The 17,592-nt window shown below is 67.2% G+C and carries 9 protein-coding genes and 2 pseudogenes; 5 read left to right on the forward strand and 6 right to left on the reverse strand.

Going from position 1 to position 17,592, the window contains the following annotated elements; translation table 11 throughout:
- Window positions 1-25: 25 nt before the first annotated feature.
- The 6 genes and pseudogenes from PI246_RS11685 to PI246_RS11710 form a co-directional block, all read right to left on the reverse strand.
- A pseudogene (locus PI246_RS11685) lies at window positions 26-1,219 on the reverse strand (2-isopropylmalate synthase); the annotation flags it as partial.
- Window positions 1,220-1,624: 405 nt separating this feature from the next.
- A complete protein-coding gene (gene thrC / locus PI246_RS11690) occupies window positions 1,625-2,902 on the reverse strand; it encodes a threonine synthase (protein WP_320551471.1) in 1,278 nt (425 codons plus the stop codon).
- Between the two features lie 2 nt (window positions 2,903-2,904).
- Window positions 2,905-3,861: a homoserine kinase gene (locus PI246_RS11695; RefSeq protein WP_320551472.1), complete on the reverse strand. Its 957-nt coding sequence runs from the start codon at window positions 3,859-3,861 to the stop codon at window positions 2,905-2,907.
- The gene (locus PI246_RS11700) at window positions 3,849-4,970 is read right to left on the reverse strand and encodes a homoserine dehydrogenase family protein (protein WP_320551473.1); all 1,122 of its coding nucleotides are present in this window, start codon (window positions 4,968-4,970) and stop codon (window positions 3,849-3,851) included. The genes PI246_RS11695 and PI246_RS11700 overlap by 13 nt, the downstream gene beginning before the upstream one ends.
- 352 nt (window positions 4,971-5,322) lie before the next feature.
- The gene (locus PI246_RS11705) at window positions 5,323-7,308 is read right to left on the reverse strand and encodes a bifunctional 2',3'-cyclic-nucleotide 2'-phosphodiesterase/3'-nucleotidase (RefSeq protein WP_320551474.1); all 1,986 of its coding nucleotides are present in this window, start codon (window positions 7,306-7,308) and stop codon (window positions 5,323-5,325) included.
- Window positions 7,309-7,411: 103 nt separating this feature from the next.
- Window positions 7,412-9,331, reverse strand: coding sequence for an alkaline phosphatase family protein (locus PI246_RS11710; RefSeq protein ID WP_320551475.1), 1,920 nt, complete (start codon window positions 9,329-9,331; stop codon window positions 7,412-7,414).
- Window positions 9,332-9,509: 178 nt separating this feature from the next.
- Here PI246_RS11710 and PI246_RS11715 point away from each other — a divergent pair, with 178 nt between their 5' ends.
- The 5 genes and pseudogenes from PI246_RS11715 to PI246_RS11735 form a co-directional block, all read left to right on the forward strand.
- The gene (locus tag PI246_RS11715; protein WP_320551476.1) at window positions 9,510-11,798 is read left to right on the forward strand and encodes a TonB-dependent receptor; all 2,289 of its coding nucleotides are present in this window, start codon (window positions 9,510-9,512) and stop codon (window positions 11,796-11,798) included.
- A gap of 56 nt (window positions 11,799-11,854) precedes the next feature.
- A complete protein-coding gene (locus tag PI246_RS11720; protein WP_320551477.1) occupies window positions 11,855-12,895 on the forward strand; it encodes a glycerophosphodiester phosphodiesterase in 1,041 nt (346 codons plus the stop codon).
- Window positions 12,896-13,011: 116 nt separating this feature from the next.
- On the forward strand, window positions 13,012-14,520 hold the full coding sequence (locus tag PI246_RS11725) for an amino acid permease (RefSeq protein WP_320551478.1): 1,509 nt from the start codon (window positions 13,012-13,014) through the stop codon (window positions 14,518-14,520).
- 91 nt (window positions 14,521-14,611) lie between these two features.
- On the forward strand, window positions 14,612-15,316 hold the full coding sequence (locus PI246_RS11730; RefSeq protein ID WP_320551479.1) for a glutathione S-transferase N-terminal domain-containing protein: 705 nt from the start codon (window positions 14,612-14,614) through the stop codon (window positions 15,314-15,316).
- Between the two features lie 256 nt (window positions 15,317-15,572).
- Window positions 15,573-17,234: pseudogene (locus tag PI246_RS11735) on the forward strand (type IV secretory system conjugative DNA transfer family protein); the annotation flags it as partial.
- Window positions 17,235-17,592: the final 358 nt, after the last annotated feature.

Consider the following 17,592-nt stretch of genomic DNA (forward strand, 5'->3'; position numbering starts at 1 on the left):
ACTGGACCGCGACGGCGGCCTGCGTGTCGTCCTCGTAGGCGCCCATCAGCGCCTCGAGGTCGTCGTTGGTAACCGAGCGCTGGCGATCGGCCAGCGCCTTGAAGCGTTCGAACACCGCGTCGAGCGCGGCGTCGTCGAGTTCGTGATCCAGTTCGGCCAGGCGCTGGCGCAACGCGTGGCGACCCGAATGCTTTCCCAGCACGAGCGACGTCTTCGCGCCGACGTCCTGCGGTGTCATGATTTCGTAGGTGCCGCGGTGCTTGAGCATGCCGTGCTGGTGGATGCCCGACTCGTGCGCGAAGGCGTTGTCGCCGACGATGGCCTTGTTGCGCGGCACCGGCTGGCCGGTGACCTCGGCGAGCAGGCGCGAGGTGGGAAACAGCCGGCGTGTCTGGATGCCGGTATCGACCTTGTAGAGGGTGCGGCGGGTGTGCAGCGCCATCACCACTTCCTCCAGCGCGGCATTGCCGGCGCGCTCGCCGATGCCGTTGATGGTGCACTCGACCTGGCGCGCGCCCGCGGTGACGGCGGCGAGCGTGTTCGCCACGGCCATGCCCAGGTCATCGTGGCAATGGGAGGAGAACATCACCGAGTCGGCGCCGCGCACGTGCTTGCGCAGGTAGTTGAACATCTCGGTGATTTCGAAGGGGGTGACGTAACCGACGGTGTCGGGCGCGTTGAGGACGCTGGCGCCGGCTTCCACGGCCACCGAGAAAATCTCGGCGAGGTAATCCGGCTCGGTGCGCAGCGCGTCTTCGGCGGAGAATTCGACTTCATGGGCCAGGGCCTTGGCCCGGCGTATCGCCGTTGCGGCGATGTCGATCACTTCTTGCTTGCTCTTGCCCAGCTTGTGTTCGCGATGCAGGGGCGACGTCGAGAGGAACAGGTGTATCCGCGAATGCCTGGCGCCTTCCAGCGCCCGTCCCGCACTGTCGATGTCGTCGGGCATACATCGGGCCAGCGCGGCGACGGTGGGTGCCTTCAACGACCGTGCGATCTCCGCGACCGCCGCGAAATCGTCGGGCGATGCTTGCGGAAAACCCGCCTCGATGATGTCGACGCCCAGTTCCTCCAGCGCATGGGCCATGCGCAGCTTGGCGCGGCGGTCCATCGAGAAGCCGGGCGCCTGTTCGCCGTCGCGCAACGTGGTATCGAAGATACGCACGCGGCCTACGTCGGCCTCGGTCGTATCGGTACTGCTCTGGTGTGCTGGATTCATGTCTGGCTCCGCTCGTAAGGAGGGGCTGGCAACAAAAAACCCCGCATCCGTTTCCGGGTGCGGGGTTTTGGGAGTCTTCAGGTCGTCTTTCTTTTTACCTGGACACTTGCCCTCAGCCCGCACCTCCGCAGGTAATGAGTACAAGGTTAATAAGAAGGAGACCGCCGCCAAGACGCAGCTTGCCGTCGACTCGCCGGAGTCGGTTCGTGGCAAAGCGATCGTGGCTGTTGCGCTGCGTCATGCCACCGAACGTATGCCACCGGTTCGGTGGGTGTCAACACTTTCCGGTGAAATTATTTTTCCTAGGACGTTTGGACGGCTAGACATCCAAGCACTGGTCATGCGCGCACAAGTGCGGTGTGGCGCCGATCGCGTGCACTGGTATGCACGCGTCGGAACGGCCCGTCACCAGCGGCGCAACCACGTCGAAAAAGCCTGCGAATCCGCTTCCAGGGGCTCGGCGACGGCCGGCCGGGCCAGCATCGCCGCCAGGCTCGGTGGCACCTCGACGGTGCGGCCGATGAGCGGCTCGACCACGCTGTCGAACTTGGCCGGGTGCGCCGTGGCGGCGATGGTCCAGGCGCGGCGGTCGCCGTCCAGGCGCAGGCGCTCGAAGACGTGGATGGCGGTGGCCGTGTGCGGGCAGAACACGTCGCCGTCGCTGGCCGCGTGCCGGCGGATCGTGTCGCGGATCTGGGCATCGTCCACGCCGTAGGCCCGACCGTTGGCCCGCGCGGCGTCCTCGCCGCCAAACAGATGAAACAGGCGTTCGACATTGCTTGGCGCGCCCACGTCCATCGCATTGGCCACGGTGTGCACCGCGCCTCGAGCCCGGTAAGGCTGTCCCGCGAAGAACGCCGGGAGGGTCTCGTTGGCATTGCAGGCGAACACCACCTCGCCGATGGGCAGGCCGATGGCGCGGGCCCACAGGCAGGCCATGGCATTGCCCAGGTTGCCCGTGGGCACGAGGGTATGCATCGGCTCGCCGGCCTGGAGCGCTGCGTGGCCGAAGTACGCCATCTGCGGCAGCAGTCGCCCGAGGCTGATGCTGTTGGCCGACGACAGGGGAACGTCGGCCTGCAACGCGGGGTCGGCGAGGGCGCCTTTCACCAGTCGCTGGCAGTCGTCGAAGCTGCCTTCCACCCGCAGCGCCCGTACGTTGTCGCCGAAACTGCCCAACTGGTGGGCCTGGCGGGGCGAGACGCGCCGGTCGGGGTAGAGGATCGCCACGCGGATGCCCGGCAGGCCGTGGAAAGCGGCGCCGACGGCGGCGCCGGTGTCGCCCGAGGTGGCGACCAGGATAGTCAGCGGCCGGTCCGCGTGACGGCGCAGCCGCACCAGGCACGCAGCCAGGAATCGGGCGCCGAAATCCTTGAAGGCGGCCGTGGGTCCGTGGAACAGCTCGAGCAGGTGGGCGCCCTCGACGGGCAATGCGCGACGTGGCGCCGGCGCCGCGAAGGCCTCCGCGCAGATGGCGTCGAGGTCGGGGGCGAGCGCATCGCCCTCGAAGAACGGGGCCAGCATCCGGGCCGCGGTGGTCGCGAGATGGCCGTCGCGGGGGGGGGGGGCGACGCGGGGCAGCGCCTCGGGCACGTAGAGACCGCCATCGGGGGCGAGTCCCGCGGCGATGGCGGCGGACAGGGAGGCGGGGGCGGCGGCGCCGCGCGTGCTGACGAAGCGCATGCTCACACCACCCGTGCGGCGGGGCCGTCGATGGGCGCCACGAGCACGTCGGCAGCGTGACCCGCCTCACCGAAGGCCGCACGCATCGCGTCGCCGGCCGCCTCGGCCGACGCGCGATCGGCGAACCAGCCGAACACGCTGGGGCCCGCGCCGGAGATGCTCGCGCCGAACGCGCCGTGGTCGAGGGCGGCCTGCTTCACCCGGGCGAAGCCGGGAATCAGCGGCGCCCGGCGGGGCTCCACGAGCACGTCGGCCAACCCTTCGCGCACCAGGTCGGCATCGCCGCGATAGCAGCCGGCGAGTACCAGGGCGAGGTGGGCGCTCTGCGCCACGAACTCCCCCAACGCGTAGTGTCCGGCCAGGGCGGCGCGGGCCTTGCGGGTTTCCAGCACCACGTGCGGATGCACGAGCGCGCAATGCCACTGGGCGGGTACGGGGATGCGCACCAGGCGCGTGTCCGTCGCGAGCACCAGGCCCCCGAGCAGCATCGGGCCGAGGTTGTCGCCATGGCGGCTGCCGCTGGCGACCGCCTCGCCGTCGAGCGCGAACGGATAGAGCGCTTCGCGCGACAGGGGCGCGTCGAGCAGCGCATTGGCGGCCACGAGCGCCGCCACGCACGAGGCGGCCGAGCCGCCCATGCCCGAGCCCAGCGCGATGCCCTTGTGCAGCGTGAGCTCGAAGCCGAAGGGAAGGTCGAGCGCGCGGTGCAGGGAGAGCAAGGCCTGGCCGGCGGTGTTCGCTTCCGGCGCCATCGGCAACTCGGTGACCACGCCGTGGATGGCACGGATGCGTACCTCGGCCTCGGCGATGCGTCGTACCTCGGCACGGTCGCCGGCCCCCGCGACGCAATGGCCGAGGATGTCGAAACCGATACCGACGTTGCCGACGCTGGCGTACGCCTCGGCGACGGCGACATCCGCATCGGCGCGGGGTGGGGATGAAGGGTTCAGCATGCGCATCGTTTGACTCCCAGGGCGCCGGCCACGCGCAGCAGGTCGGTGAAGACCGCCGCGGCCGTGACGTCGGGACCGGCTCCCGGCCCCTGTACGACCAGTGCATTGTCGCAGTATCGACGGGTGGCGAAACGGATCACGTTGTCGCTCAGGCGCGCGTGGGCGAAGGCATGCGCCGGGTCGAGCACCCGCAGGCCCACCGTCGCCCGGCCGTTCTCGAGCCGGGCCACGTGGCGCAGCACGCCACCGTCGCGCAGCCGCGCCGCCATGGGCGCGTCGAGGCGATCGAGCTGCTCCATGAAGTCGGCGACGGGGCCGCCGGCCAGCTCCGCGGGCACCAGGCTTTCCACCGCCACGTCGCCCAGCGAGAGCGGCAGGCCCGCTTCGCGGGCGAGGATCACGAGCTTGCGGGCGACGTCCATGCCCGACAGGTCGTCACGCGGGTCAGGCTCGGTATAGCCCAGCGCGTGGGCTTCGCGGACCAGCGTGGAGAACGGCTGCGAGCCGTCGAAACGGTTGAACAGCCAGGCCAGCGTGCCCGAGAGCATGCCTTCGATCGCCACCAGCTCGTCGCCCGTGTCGAGCAGGTCGCGCAGCGTCTGCACCACCGGGAGGCCGGCGCCTACCGTGCCCTCGTAATGCAGTCGCGCACCGCTGGCGTGGGAGGCCCCCACGATGCGCCGCCAGCGTTCGAGCGGGCCGCTGCCGGCGCGCTTGTTGGGCGTGACGATGTGGATGCCTGCGGCGAGCCAGTCCGCATAGCGATCGGCGACGCCATCGCTGGCGCTGCAATCGGCGATCACGGCGACGTGCCCGCCGCGTCCACCGACATAGGCGGCGAAGTCATCCAGCGCGGCGGGGCGCCAGGTCTGCGCGCCGTGCACGCGGCCATTGAGCGCGTCGTCGTCGCAGTCGAGCCACATGTGGCGACTGTCGCTGACCGCACGCAGGCGCAGTTGCAGGCGACAGTCGCGCAGCAGCCGCGGCATCGCCTGGCGCAGCTGGCCGAGCAACGCGCTGCCGACCTTGCCGGGCCCGACGAGGCCGACGTCGATGACGAGCGGCTCCGCGAGGGCTCGCGGGGCGGAGAGGGGTAATGCCTGGGCGGTGAACACGGTAAAGCCTCCGGTTGAGAGGCCCGTCGTTCGCGTCAGGTGGGATGCTGGCCTTGGATCGCTTCGGCGCCGGTCCCGTCCTGCGGGAGGTCGGGGCCGGCAGCGACGTGGAACTAGGCGCGCGCGGTCTCCGATCCTCCGACCCGGGTAGTGGTCGTCGTGGTCGTCGTCGCGGTGGTGGTCGTGGACGCGCGCGTACCGGCCAGGAGCATGGCCGTGTCGATGATCAGCGCGGGCGCGTCGGGATACATGGTCTGGACGTTATGCCCGCGCCGCGTGGCGTGTCAAGCGCCGGATGCGGGTGGCCCGCGGCGGCGGGGTGCCGGATGATCGGCACCCCGCTGTCGGAACGTCAGCGCCGGGAGAGGTCGATCGTATAGACCGCCGTGCCGTCGCCGTTGTCACGCAGCTGGCGCACGGGCAAACCGAGCGACGTCGCCACGGCCTCCTTGCCGGGGGCGGTGACGAAGGTCACCGGTCCCTTGGTCTTCACGGGGGCAAAATGCCACGAGCGCTTGTCGAGATCCGCTGTCGTGATCGTCTTCTTCGACTGCACCCAGCGGATGACCACTTCGCGGTTGCCGTCCGGCGCGTTGAGCACCACGGCGTCGCCCTTCAGGCCGGGGAAGTCGCCGCCGCCGTTGGCGCGGTAGTTGTTGGTGACCACGATGAAGGGCTGGTCGTCCTTCACGGGCTTGCCCTTGTAGCGAAGGTCGACGATGCGCTCGCCTTCGGGGCGGGAGACATCGATGGTATACGTGATGCCGCCCTGCAACTGGTCGAAGTTGTAGCCCGGCATGCGTCCGATGAGCGACTGCTCACCGTCCTTCGCCGGATCGATGCGGTTGAAGCGCGTGGCGGATTTCTCCAGCCATGCCTTCACGCCCTTGCCGTCGATCTTCACCGCCGACAGCGTGTTCGGATAGAAGTAGAGGTCGGCGGCATTGCGGATGGTGAGCGGGCCCTTGGGTACGTCGGTGAAGTCGTCCGGGCCGCCGAAGCCATTGCGGAACGCCGACGCGGCGGACAGGATCGGCACGTTCTTCAGGTCGGGACGCGAGCGCGCCAGTTCGTCGCGGGCGTAGTCGATCTGCGCGGCGTTGACCACCGCGATCGCCGTCATGTTGCCTTCGTCGGCGAAGTAGCTCGACAGGTCGTGGTCGACGGCGCCGATCGGGGTGTTCACATAGGCGATGGCGGCTTCGTGCGTGTCCTTGACGAGCGGCGCGATCGTGGGATCGGGCGCGACACACTCGCCCTTCTTCGGGCAGATGGGCCGCACCTCGCTATGGCTGGCGTCTTTCTGCACGACCCAGCGGTCGCCTTCGCGGCGCAGGGTCATGTGGATGATGCCGAGGTCCTTGCCGAAGAAGCCGCCCATCACGGCAGGAACGCCGCGCACCAGGCCGCGCGTCGCGTCGACGTCCTTCATGCCCGCGTAGCGAGGCCCCGGAAACTCGGTATGCGAGTGACCCAGGAGCAGCGCATCGACGCCCGGTACCCCGGCGAGGTACCAGCCGCCGTTTTCCATCTGCGGCGTGTACGGCGCGGTGTCGAGCCCGCCATGCAGGATCGCCACGATGATGTCGGGGTGCTGGGCCTCAAGTTGCGGCATGTACTTGCGCGCCGCTTCCATCACGCCGTCAACCGTGACCTTGCCATCGAGGTTGCGCTTGTCCCAGTCCATGATCGGCGGCGGCGTGAAGCCGATGATGCCGATGCGCAGGGGCGTGTGCATGGTCTGGCCCGATGCGGTCGTCACGTCGACGGTCTTGGTGACCACGGTCCACGGCTTGAAGATGGGCTGGCCGTCGCGTGCGCTGTAGACGTTGGAAAGCACCAGCGGAAACCTTGGCCCCGCGCAATGGCGTGCAGTGACGCCATCCACGTTCATCGCCGTGTCGGTGACCTGGGCGAGGAAGGGCAGGCCGTAGTTGAACTCGTGGTTGCCGGCGGTACCGCCGTCGTAGCCCATCGCATCCATCGCCTTGTAGATGCCCAGCTCGGTATCGCAGCCCACCGGCTTCACCAGGGCCTGGTAATCGGCGATGACCGATCCCTGGATCGTGTCGCCGCTGTCGAACAGCACGGTGTTGGGAAATTCCCTGCGCGCCTGGCGGATCAGCGTGGCGACGCGCTCGTAGCCGAGGGACGGGTCGTCCTTCTGTTTGTAGTAGTCATAGGACAGGATGTTCGAATGGACATCGGTGGTCTCGAGGATCGCGAGATCGAGCGTCGCGCCGTCGAGCCGGGTGGGCTTGGCCGCGGGTGCCGGCGCGTTCGCGCAGGCCGCGAGCAGGGCGGCCGAGAGCGCGGCCAGGGCGAGGGGTCTGAACATCGTCGGTGTCCGTGGCTTGAAGAAGATTCGGGGGCGGAAACTAGCAGAAGTGGGCATGGCATGCGCGAAACGCGCATGCCGTGGCCGGCCGCGGCGGCCGGCCTCACTGTCGTTCGGCTTTCGCCTGGTCGAAATACGTGTAGGTGGTGCCGTTGTCGTTGAGCTGCTTGGTCTTGAGCACGAAGCGGTAGGTGGAGCGCCCCGTCGGCGATCCGTCGGCCGCGCGCATGTCGAGCCCGGTCGCGGCGTCGGTGGCGACATCCACGGCTTTCACGCTGAGGCCCGTTCCGTCGCGGGTACGCAACGCTTCGCGCAGCACCCGGCCATCGGGCTTGCCCAGGTCGATCTTCAACACCGCTGCCAGCGTCGGCGCCAGGTCGACGTTGCCGCTGGGCAATGCGCTGCGCAGGCCCTCGCGGAAATCCGGTCCGCTGGCGATGAGCGTGTTATGCACGTCGATCGGGCTGAAGCTGCCATGCATGCCGCGCTCGTTGGACATGCTGGAATACTCCGTGCCGCGGAATCCTTGCACGACCGCGTCGGCATCGAAGTCGTAGCTGACGATGATGTCCGGGGAGCGCTTGTTCGCCAGGTGCACCGTCGCCAAGGGGAGGGTGCCGGGAAGGCGCCCGTAGCGCGCGTCCACGAAGATCGCGCCGAACATCGCGCGCGATTGCAGGAAACGCACCGCGGCGAGCACCCGGGCCTTGTCGTGGTCGGGTTGATAGAGGTACTCGCTGCCGCCGTTGGGCGCGATCACGAACGCGCCCGTCGGCAGTGGCGTCGGCACCTTGTACGACGGCGTGGTGTACGGACCGGGTTTGCCGCACAGGCGGCCGTCGTCGTCGAAGCGGGTCGGGTGCAAGGGCGTGCCATCGGCACGGATGCCCGACATCACCGGGGCGTAGAGGCAGCCGAAGCCGTCATACGCCGTGAAGCCGGCCCGGGTCATGTCATCGGCCAGGCGCACGGCGCCGGATACCGAATACCCCCATTCGCCGTCGACGCGACCCACGCGGCCTTCGGCGATGGTGCGAAGGGGGAAGCGGTCCAGCGGGCCCGACACGTTACTGTGCGCGTGGTCGGAGACGACGATCAGGTCGGTGTCGTCGGCCATGCCCAGGGCCTGGAGCTTCGCCTGCAGCTTACCCAGCAGGTCGTCCTGCGCGCGCAGCGCGAGGTGGAAATTGGGCGAACCCACGCCGTACAGATGTTCGGTGGTATCGGGGTTGCGCAGCCAGACGAAACTGATGTCAGGCTTCTCGACGGGCAGGATGTAGCCCAGGTAAGCGTCCATGAGATACGCGTTGGAAGGGGTCGGCGGCGCACCCGCCCCGTCCGACGCGTCGGCGCTGGCGCCATCCTTGAGCGTCACCAGGGGCAATGGCTCGGTCGGATCGCCGTTGTCCGGCTCGAGCTGGAAGCGATCCGCATCGTACGCATGCACCGTGTTGGCCGGCAGCCGGAAGCCGGCCTTGCCCAGGCGGGTGGCGAACGAGAGCGGTAGCGCTACGTTTTCGTCGAGGATCGTCCCGCCTTCGTGGATGTCCTGCAGGAAGGCGGGCCCGGACTTGCCCACCACGGCGGTTTTCAGGCCCGCCTTGCGCGCCCGTTCAAGCAGCGTGGGTGCGTCCAGCAGGTCGTGCCCGTAGTGCGCATCGAGGTCGCGCAGCACGGCGTAGTCCTCCGTATAGACCGGTGCCGCGAAGTCGCTCGGCGCGCCCTTCGCATCGGGACCGCGGGCGCCCGGTACCCAGAAGCGGTTGCCATAGAAGCCGATGGTGCCAGGGAACGAGCCGGTGGCGAAGCTCGACGCGTTGATCATCGTGAAGGTCGGATAGGTCGCATGGTTGTCCGCGAAGAAGGTGCCACCCTTCGCCAGCGCGGCGAGGTGCGGCGTGTCGTCCTCGCTGATCGCGTCCGGCCGCATGCCGTCCCAGACGAACACGATCACGCGATGCGCGCTCGCCTGTGTGGCGAGTGCGGTCAACAGCAGGGCGGCGAGGCGTGTGATCTGGCGCATGGAGTTCCCCCGGGTGTCGTCAAACCGGCCATGGTGACGGGCCGATGTTGCAATCGTGGGAAGGCGGGGGCGTGGCCCGGCACGGGCCCCGCCTGAGCCGCGAAGATCGCATCCGTTCGTAAGAAAACGTCAACATCGGCCACGCATGCTGCATGGTTTTCCGTCCAGGCTGTTACCGATGAAGTATCCCCGTCGCGCCCTTTTCCTCGCCCTGTCATCCGCGCTCAGCGTCGCGGCCCACGCCGACGACATGCCGCCGAAGACGCAGGATCTTGAGGCGGTCTCGGTCATCGGCCAGGGCGAGACACGCCAGGTGCAGCGCATCGTGCCGGCCGACCAACGCGTGCTACCCCCCGGCACCAGCCCGCAGAAGATCCTCAACCGGATGCCCGGCGTGTCGGTGCAATCCAACGATGCCTTCGGCGCCAACGAGGAGTCGCAGACCATCACGCTGCGCGGTTTCAACACCACCCGCCTGGGTTACACGCTCGACGGCCTGCCGCTGGGCGATAACGCCTATGGCAACTACAACGGCCTGAACATCTCCCGCGCGCTGATCGCCGAGAACATGGCCACGGTCGAGCTGGCCGAGGGCATCGGCGCGCTCGGTACCGCATCGACGAGCAACCTCGGCGGCGCGATCCAGTATTTCTCCTCCGACCCGGCGAAGACCTTCGGCGGCAAGGTGGCCCAGACCATCGGCAGCGACCATAACCGCCGCACCTACGCCCGTATCGACACCGGCGACTACAAGGGCTTTTCGATGTACCTGTCGGGCGTGCATGCCGACGCGGATATGTGGGCACGTCCGAAGTCGAGCACCGGCACGCAGCAGTTCAACGGCAAGGCCGTGTACGAATTCGGCGACGGCAACCGCATCACCGGCTTCGCCGACACCTCGCGCACCAGCCAGGCGGACTACGCCTATCTCTCCAAGAGCGGCCTGCAGCGCGGCCTGGGCTGGGACTGGAACCTCTACGCACCGGACTGGCAGCGCGCTCTCGCCGCCGCCTACTGCTCGCCCACGTACACCAAGGGCGGCGTGAAGGATCCGCGCTGTGCGTTCTCCGGCGGCGTGGACAACGTCGACGACGCCTATTACCAGAGTCGCGCGCTGCGCCGCGACGACCTTTACTATCTGGCCGGCGATGTCACCGTGGCCGACGGCGCCACGCTGCACACCCAGGTCTATCATCACGAGAACGGCGGCCAGGGCCACTGGTGGTCGCCGGGCCAGCGCTCCTACCCAGGCACGCCGCAGGAACTGCCGATCTCGATCCGCAGCACCAACTACACGATCAACCGCGATGGCGCCATCGCCTCGCTCGCCTGGGACCTGGGCGCGCATCACCTCGAAGGTGGCGTGTGGTACGAGCACAACGATCACCATGTCGAGCGCAACTTCTATTACATCACCGGCCCGGTGAGCGACGACCGCTACCTGCAGGATCCCGATCGCCGCCTCTTCGCCCAGGACTACGTGATCACCACCCGACAGGCCTATGTGCAGGACACCTTCCAGACCATGGACGACCACCTCACGGTAGACGTGGGCGTGAAGAGCCCGCACACCACGATGACCGCCCGCGAGGCGCCGGGCGTGGAGAGCCCGATGGCCAACGGCACGCTCAACGCCAGCAAGTCGTTGCTGCCGCAGGCGGGCGTGGCTTTCCAGGTGGCGCCGGGGCAGGAGTTTTTCCTTTCCTACGCGAAGAACATCGCGGCCTTCCAGGGCGGCGGCGCGGGCGGGCCGCTGCTGGTGTCGCAGAGTGCGTTCGACGGCACCAAGGCCAACCTGCGCCCGGAGGCGTCGCGCACGATCGACGGCGGTTTCCGTAGCGTCGGCCAGGGCTACGAAGCCTCGGTCGCGCTGTACGACGTGAAGTTCAACAACCGCCTGCTGTCGCTCAATCCCTGCCCGAGCATCCAGCAGGGCACCCGCCCGGAATGCAACACGGCCTTCGTCAACGTGGGTTCGGTCAGCAGCCAGGGCGCTGAATTCACGTTCATCTGGAAGCCGTTCCACGGCTTCCAGTGGTACAACTCGGCCTCGTTCAACCGCTCGACCTATGACGATAACTACATCGCCAACGGCCAGGTCGTGCCGGTAAAGGACAAGACCACGGTGGATACGCCCAAGCGCCTGTTCGCCAGCGAGATCAGCTACACCTATGGCCGCTGGTCGGCGAGCCTGCGCGGCAAGTACACCGGCAAGCGCTATTACACGTACACCAACGACCAGAGCGTGGCCGGCGCGACCTCGTTCGACCTTGGCGCCGCCTACGACTTCGGTCAGGTCGGCCAGTTGAAGGCGTTGACCCTGGCGCTGAACGTGACCAACCTCACCGATCATCGTTACGCGACCAATCTCACGGCCTTCGGCGCCACCGACCCGCAGGGTCGCTCCCTGGCCTTCCACGCGAGCGCCCCGCGGCAGAGCTTCCTCACCCTTTCGGCGGATTTCTGATGACCCGGCTTGCACTATCCTGCGGCGTTCTTGCCCTGCTGCTCGGAGCGTCGCCCATGAGCCTGAACGCGGAATCCGCCCAGCCGCTGGCCGCGAAGGTGCGGGTCATCGGCCATCGCGGCGCGAGCGCCCTGCGCCCGGAACACACGTTGGCATCCTACGCGGTGGCGATCCAGGACGGCGCCGACGTGGTCGAACCCGATCTGGTGGCCACCAAGGATGGCGTGCTGGTCATCCGCCACGAGAACGAGATCGGCGGTACCACCGATGTCGCCTCGCACCCGGAGTTCGCGTCGCGTCGCACCACGAAGACCGTGGATGGCGTGCGCATCGATGGCTGGTTCACCGAGGACTTCACCCTCGCCGAACTGAAGACGTTGCGCGCCCGCGAGCGCCTGCCCGACATCCGCAAGCACAACGCGACCTACGACGGTCAGTTCACGGTGCCGACGTTCGAGGAGATGATCGAGTTCGTGGCGGCCGAGTCCTCCGCCCGTGGCCGTGTCATCGGCATCATTCCCGAGATCAAGCACGGCACCTATTTCCGTGGCATCGGCCTGCCGATGGAAGACCGTCTCCTGGCGGTGCTTGCCGCGCACGCCTATACGCGCACGGCGCCGGTGGAGATCCAGTCGTTCGAAGTGGGCAACCTGAAGTATCTCCACGAGAAGCTCGGCACCGCGCATCCGAACATCCGCCTCCTGCAACTCATGGATGCAGCGGACGCCCATCCGGCGGACGAGCCGGGTACGACCTACGGCGCGATGATGACGCCGGCCGGGCTGAAGGCGATCCGAGGCTATGCGGATGCGATCGGGCCGTCGATCCGCAGCATCATCCCACTGGACAAGGACGGGCGCCTCGCCCCCGTCTCGACGCTGGTGCGCGACGCCCACGCGGCCGGGCTGGAGGTGCATCCCTATACCTTCCGGCCGGAGAACCACTTCCTCGCGGCGGATTTCCGCGACGGTGCCGGGGATGCGGCGCGCAACGAAGAGGGCTCGGTGAAGGAGATCCGAGCCTACCTGGCGACCGGTATCGATGCGTTCTTCACCGACGACCCCGCGTTGGGCCGCCGGGCCGTCGACGGCCGCTGAGCCGATCGGCGGGCGGGGCGTCGGGGTTTGCCGTAGGTGGGATGCTGCACCCGCCCGACGACACACCCGGGCCCCGCCCGTTATGATCCCCGGCCAATGCACGCCCAGGGATTCCCATGTCGCTAGCCCGGTTCCTCCGCCACAAATCCGTCGAGCAGTTGCAGGCGGAAGTCGGCCAACGTCGCGATTTCCGCCGCGTGCTGGGCCTGTGGCAACTCACCGCCATCGGTATCGGCGGCATCATCGGCGTGGGCATCTTTGTCCTCGCGGGCCAGCAGGCGGCGGTGAACGCCGGCCCGGCGGTGGCGCTGAGCTTCATCATTGCCGGGCTCGGCAGCGCGTGCGCTGCGTTGTGCTATGCGGAGTTCGCCGGGCTGATCCCGGTCACCGGCAGCGCCTACACCTACGGCTACGCCGTGCTCGGCGAAGGCGCCGCCTGGATCATCGGCTGGGACCTCCTCCTCGAATACGCCCTGGTGGTGGCCGTGGTCGCCATCGGCTGGTCGGGCTACGTGCAGGTGCTGCTGGCGACCGCGGGCGTGCACCTGCCCGAATGGGCGCAGAAGAGCATGAGCGCCGACACCATGGCGTTCTACTGGCAGCGTGCGCTCGGATCGTTGGGCGTGCACGTCGGCGAGCCGGTGCCTGCGCCGACGGACGGCCATCGCTTCAACGTGATCGCGGCGGGTATCTCGCTGCTCGTGGCGATCCTTCTCTCGGTGCGCACGGAATGGGGCGCGCGGCTGAACACCTTCATCGTTGGCATCAAGGTGCTCGGCGTGATGCTGGTGATCGGCGTCGGGGCGTTTTTCATCGACACCTCGCACTGGCATCCCTTCATCCCCGAACGCGTCGTCGACGCCAACGGGACGGGTCATTTCGGCTGGCACGGCGTCTTGACCGGCGCCAGCGTCGTCTTCTTCGCCGTGTTCGGCTACGACACCCTGACCACCGCGGCCGAAGAGGCGCGCGATCCGCAACGCGACCTGCCGCGCGCGGTGCTGTTGTCGCTGGCGGTGGCGATGGTGCTCTACATCGCGGTGTCGCTGGTGCTGACCGGCATCGTGCCCTACACGCGCCTCGGCGGCGAGGCATCGGTCTCGGACGCGTTCAACGCCATCGGCCTGCCGTGGATCAGCAACATCGTCGCCGTCGCCGCGGTGATCGGCGTGATCAGTGTGCTCTTCGCGTTCATGCTCGGTGCCGCCCGCATCTGGTTCGCCCTCTCGCGCGACGGCCTGCTGCCCGCATGGTTCTCCCGCGTACATCCACGCTTCGGCACGCCGGCGCGGCCGACCATGATCCTGGGCCTGTTCACCGCGGTCGTCGCCGGCTTGTTGCCCATCGGCGAGGTCGCGGAACTGGTCAACATCGGGACGCTCAGCGCGTTCATCCTCATCTGCGTATCGGTGCTCGTGCTGCGCGTGCGCAAACCGGGTCTGGAGCGCAAGTTCCGCACGCCGGCCGTGTGGTTCGTGGCGCCGCTGGGGATCCTCTTCTCGCTGGCGCTGATCTGGGGTCTCCCGTGGATCACCTTCGAGCGGTTCGCCATCTGGATGGCGCTGGGCCTGATCGTGTACTTCACCTACGGCGTAAGGCACAGCAAGCTCAACCGAGGCCCATGACGACGACGTGACGGCGCCCGGTCCGCGCGTTGCTTGAATGTGCGGGGGCGGGCGCCTACCTTCGTGTTTTCGTCCTCACGAAGGAATCTCCATGGCTGTCGATCTCTCGGATTTTCCCATCACGCAGCGTTGGCCGGCGACGCATCCCGAGCGTCTCCAGCTGTATTCGCTCAACACGCCCAACGGAGTGAAGGTCTCGATCCTGCTGGAAGAGCTGGGCCTGCCTTACGAGGCGCACCTGGTCGACATCCTCAAGGGCGAGAGCAAGTCGCCGGCATTCGCGTCGCTCAATCCGAACGGGAAGATTCCCGCGATCATCGATCCCGACGGTCCGGGCGGCAAGCCGCTCGCGCTGGCCGAATCCGGCGCCATCCTGCACTACCTCGCCGAGAAGACCGGCCGGTTCATTCCGCAGGACCCGGCGCGCCGCTGGGAGACGATCCAGTGGCTGCACTTCCAGATGTCCGGCGTGGGCCCGATGTTCGGGCAAGTGGGGTTCTTCCACAAATTCGCCGGCCGCGACTACGAAGACAAACGGCCGCTCGAGCGCTACGTGGCCGAGTCGAAGCGCCTGCTTGGCATCCTCGACGCACGGCTCGCCGACGGCCCATGGATCATGGGCGAGGATTACACCATCGCCGACATCGCGACGCTCGGCTGGGTCAACAACCTCATCACGTTCTACGACGCACGTGAACTGGTCGGTTTCGACGACTATCCGAACCTCGCCGCGTGGCTCGAACGTGGCATGTCCCGGCCGGCCGTGCAGCGCGGGTTGAAGATCCCCTCGCGCTGAGCCCATCGCGCGCCTCCACACCCGGACTGGTGGGCGGCGTCGTCGTCGACGAGCGGGATGCGCGGTATGCCACCTTTTGGGTTTGAGGCGAATCTCACTTGTCACGTTTGCATGGTATCCGGCGGCGTGAGTCGCCGGATGCCTGACGGTCGCATCAGCGCTGGCCTGTGCCTGAATCCGCGCCCGCCGATTTGCAAGGCAGGGCGCCAGGACGAAGCATGACGTTCCTGCACCGTATGGAAGGAACGCCCGCCGCATGTCGCCTGGAAGGATCGCCGTCGCACTGACGGCCGGTGTCGCCACGCTCGTGGCGGCACTCCATGGATCGGCCTATCTCACGTATCGTTTGCTCGGCTTCGATGCTTCGCCGCCCTGGCATGCCTGGTGGCAGTACGCCAACGCGGCTCAGCGACCCGCGTACGCGTCCGTCGCCTGGCGTATTCATCTCGCCGGCGCCTTGGGCATCGGCGTCCCCGTGTTCGTGTTCGGCGTGGTCATGGTGCTGCTGTGGCGGCGTTCGAAGGGCTCGCTCTACGGCGAGGCGCGCTTCGCGCGCCGCGCCGACCTCGCCAGACACGGCATGTTCGACCCGTCGCCCACGGGGCTCGTGGTCGGCCGCCTGGGACGTCGGCTCATCCGCATGCCGGGCCAGCAGTTCGCCCTGCTCGCGGCGCCTACGCGCAGTGGCAAAGGCGTCGGCATCGTCATTCCCAATCTTCTGACCTACGACGGTTCGATCGTGGTCCTCGACATCAAGCAGGAGAACTTCGACCTCACCAGCGGCTGGCGTGCCGCGCAAGGCCAGGACGTGCACCTGTTCAACCCGTTCGCCGAGGATGGACGGACGTCGCGGTGGAATCCATTGCACTACGTGTCTGATGGCGTCTTCCGCGTTTCCGACCTCATGTCGATCGGCGAGACGCTCTACCCGGACGGCACGGCGTCGCAGGGCTTCTGGGTAAGCCAGTCGCGTAACGCGTTCCTGGCTTTCGCGCTGTTTCTCTTCGAGCGCTACGACGCGCAGAAGGCCGGCGGCCGGGACGCGGTCGCACCGACGCTCGGCGAAATCTTCAGGCTATCCACGGGCGACGGTGGCGATACGAAAGACTACTTCCGCAGCCTCGCCGACGCGCCCTTCGTCGGCAGTCACACCCGCAACGCCTTCGCCAACCTGCTTTCGCAGGAGGACCGGACCTTCGCGTCGATCATGGGTAGCTTCCGGGAGCCGCTGAACATCTTCCTCAATCCGGTGATGGACGCCGCCACGAGCGGCGACGATTTCCTGCTGACGCGCCTTCGCGAAAGAAAGACGACGATCTATATCGGCATCCAGCCGAACAAGCTCGCCGAATGCCGGATCATCGTGAATCTCTTCTTCAGTCAGCTCATCAAGCTCAATACCCGGGAACTTCCGCAGCAGAACAAGGCGCTCAAGTATCCGTGCCTGCTGCTCATGGACGAGTTCACCGCCATCGGCAAGATCGACATCCTTGCCCATGCCGTGTCGTTCATCGCCGGCTACAACCTCCGTTTGTTGCCGATTATCCAGAGTCTCTCTCAACTAGAGGCCACCTATGGCGCGGATGTGGCGCGCACCTTCGTTACCAACCACGCCTTGCAGATCGTCTACACGCCACGCGAGCAGCGTGACGCCAACGACTACTCGGAGATGCTCGGTTACACGACCGTGCGCCAGGAAAATACGTCCCGAACCCGCGGGGAGGTCAGCCGTAGCCGCCACGACGAGCGGCGCGCGTTGATGCTGCCGCAGGAGCTAAAGGCGATGAGCAAAGACAAGCAGGTCTTCTTCTATGAAGGCATTCCGCATCCGGTGATGTGCGACAGGATTCGGTATTACGAAGAGCGATTTTTCAGGAAGCGCTTATTGCCGAAGGTTAAACCGAGGGTATTGGCGCTTGGCAACCATTCAAAGGGTGCTGGGCATGTCACGACGCCCACTGTAGATACGTGCGAGGTGCCTGCATTGAGCATTGGCGGACCGTTTAGGTGTAGTGGAGGTCATTAATGATGGGTCGCTTGTCGACAGTCGTACTGGCACTTGTGACGTTCGTGGCCAGTGGCTGCACGCTTAAGAACTTGAGTGGTCATGCGTTGAAAGACGGTGAGTTGACGTTTGGCGATCACGATTTCGGTGCTCGCTGTTTCGATGCGTTTGGATGCCGCATTGCCTACAACGGTATGTACTTGGTCAAGGACTCAGACGGCAAGAGATCGCCCCCTCTTCGGTGCTCGGATCTCGATAGCCTGGCCGGACA

Origin of the sequence: Luteibacter sahnii, assembly GCF_034063545.1 — a bacterium.
In the GTDB taxonomy this organism is placed as follows: Bacteria; Pseudomonadota; Gammaproteobacteria; order Xanthomonadales; family Rhodanobacteraceae; genus Luteibacter; species Luteibacter sahnii.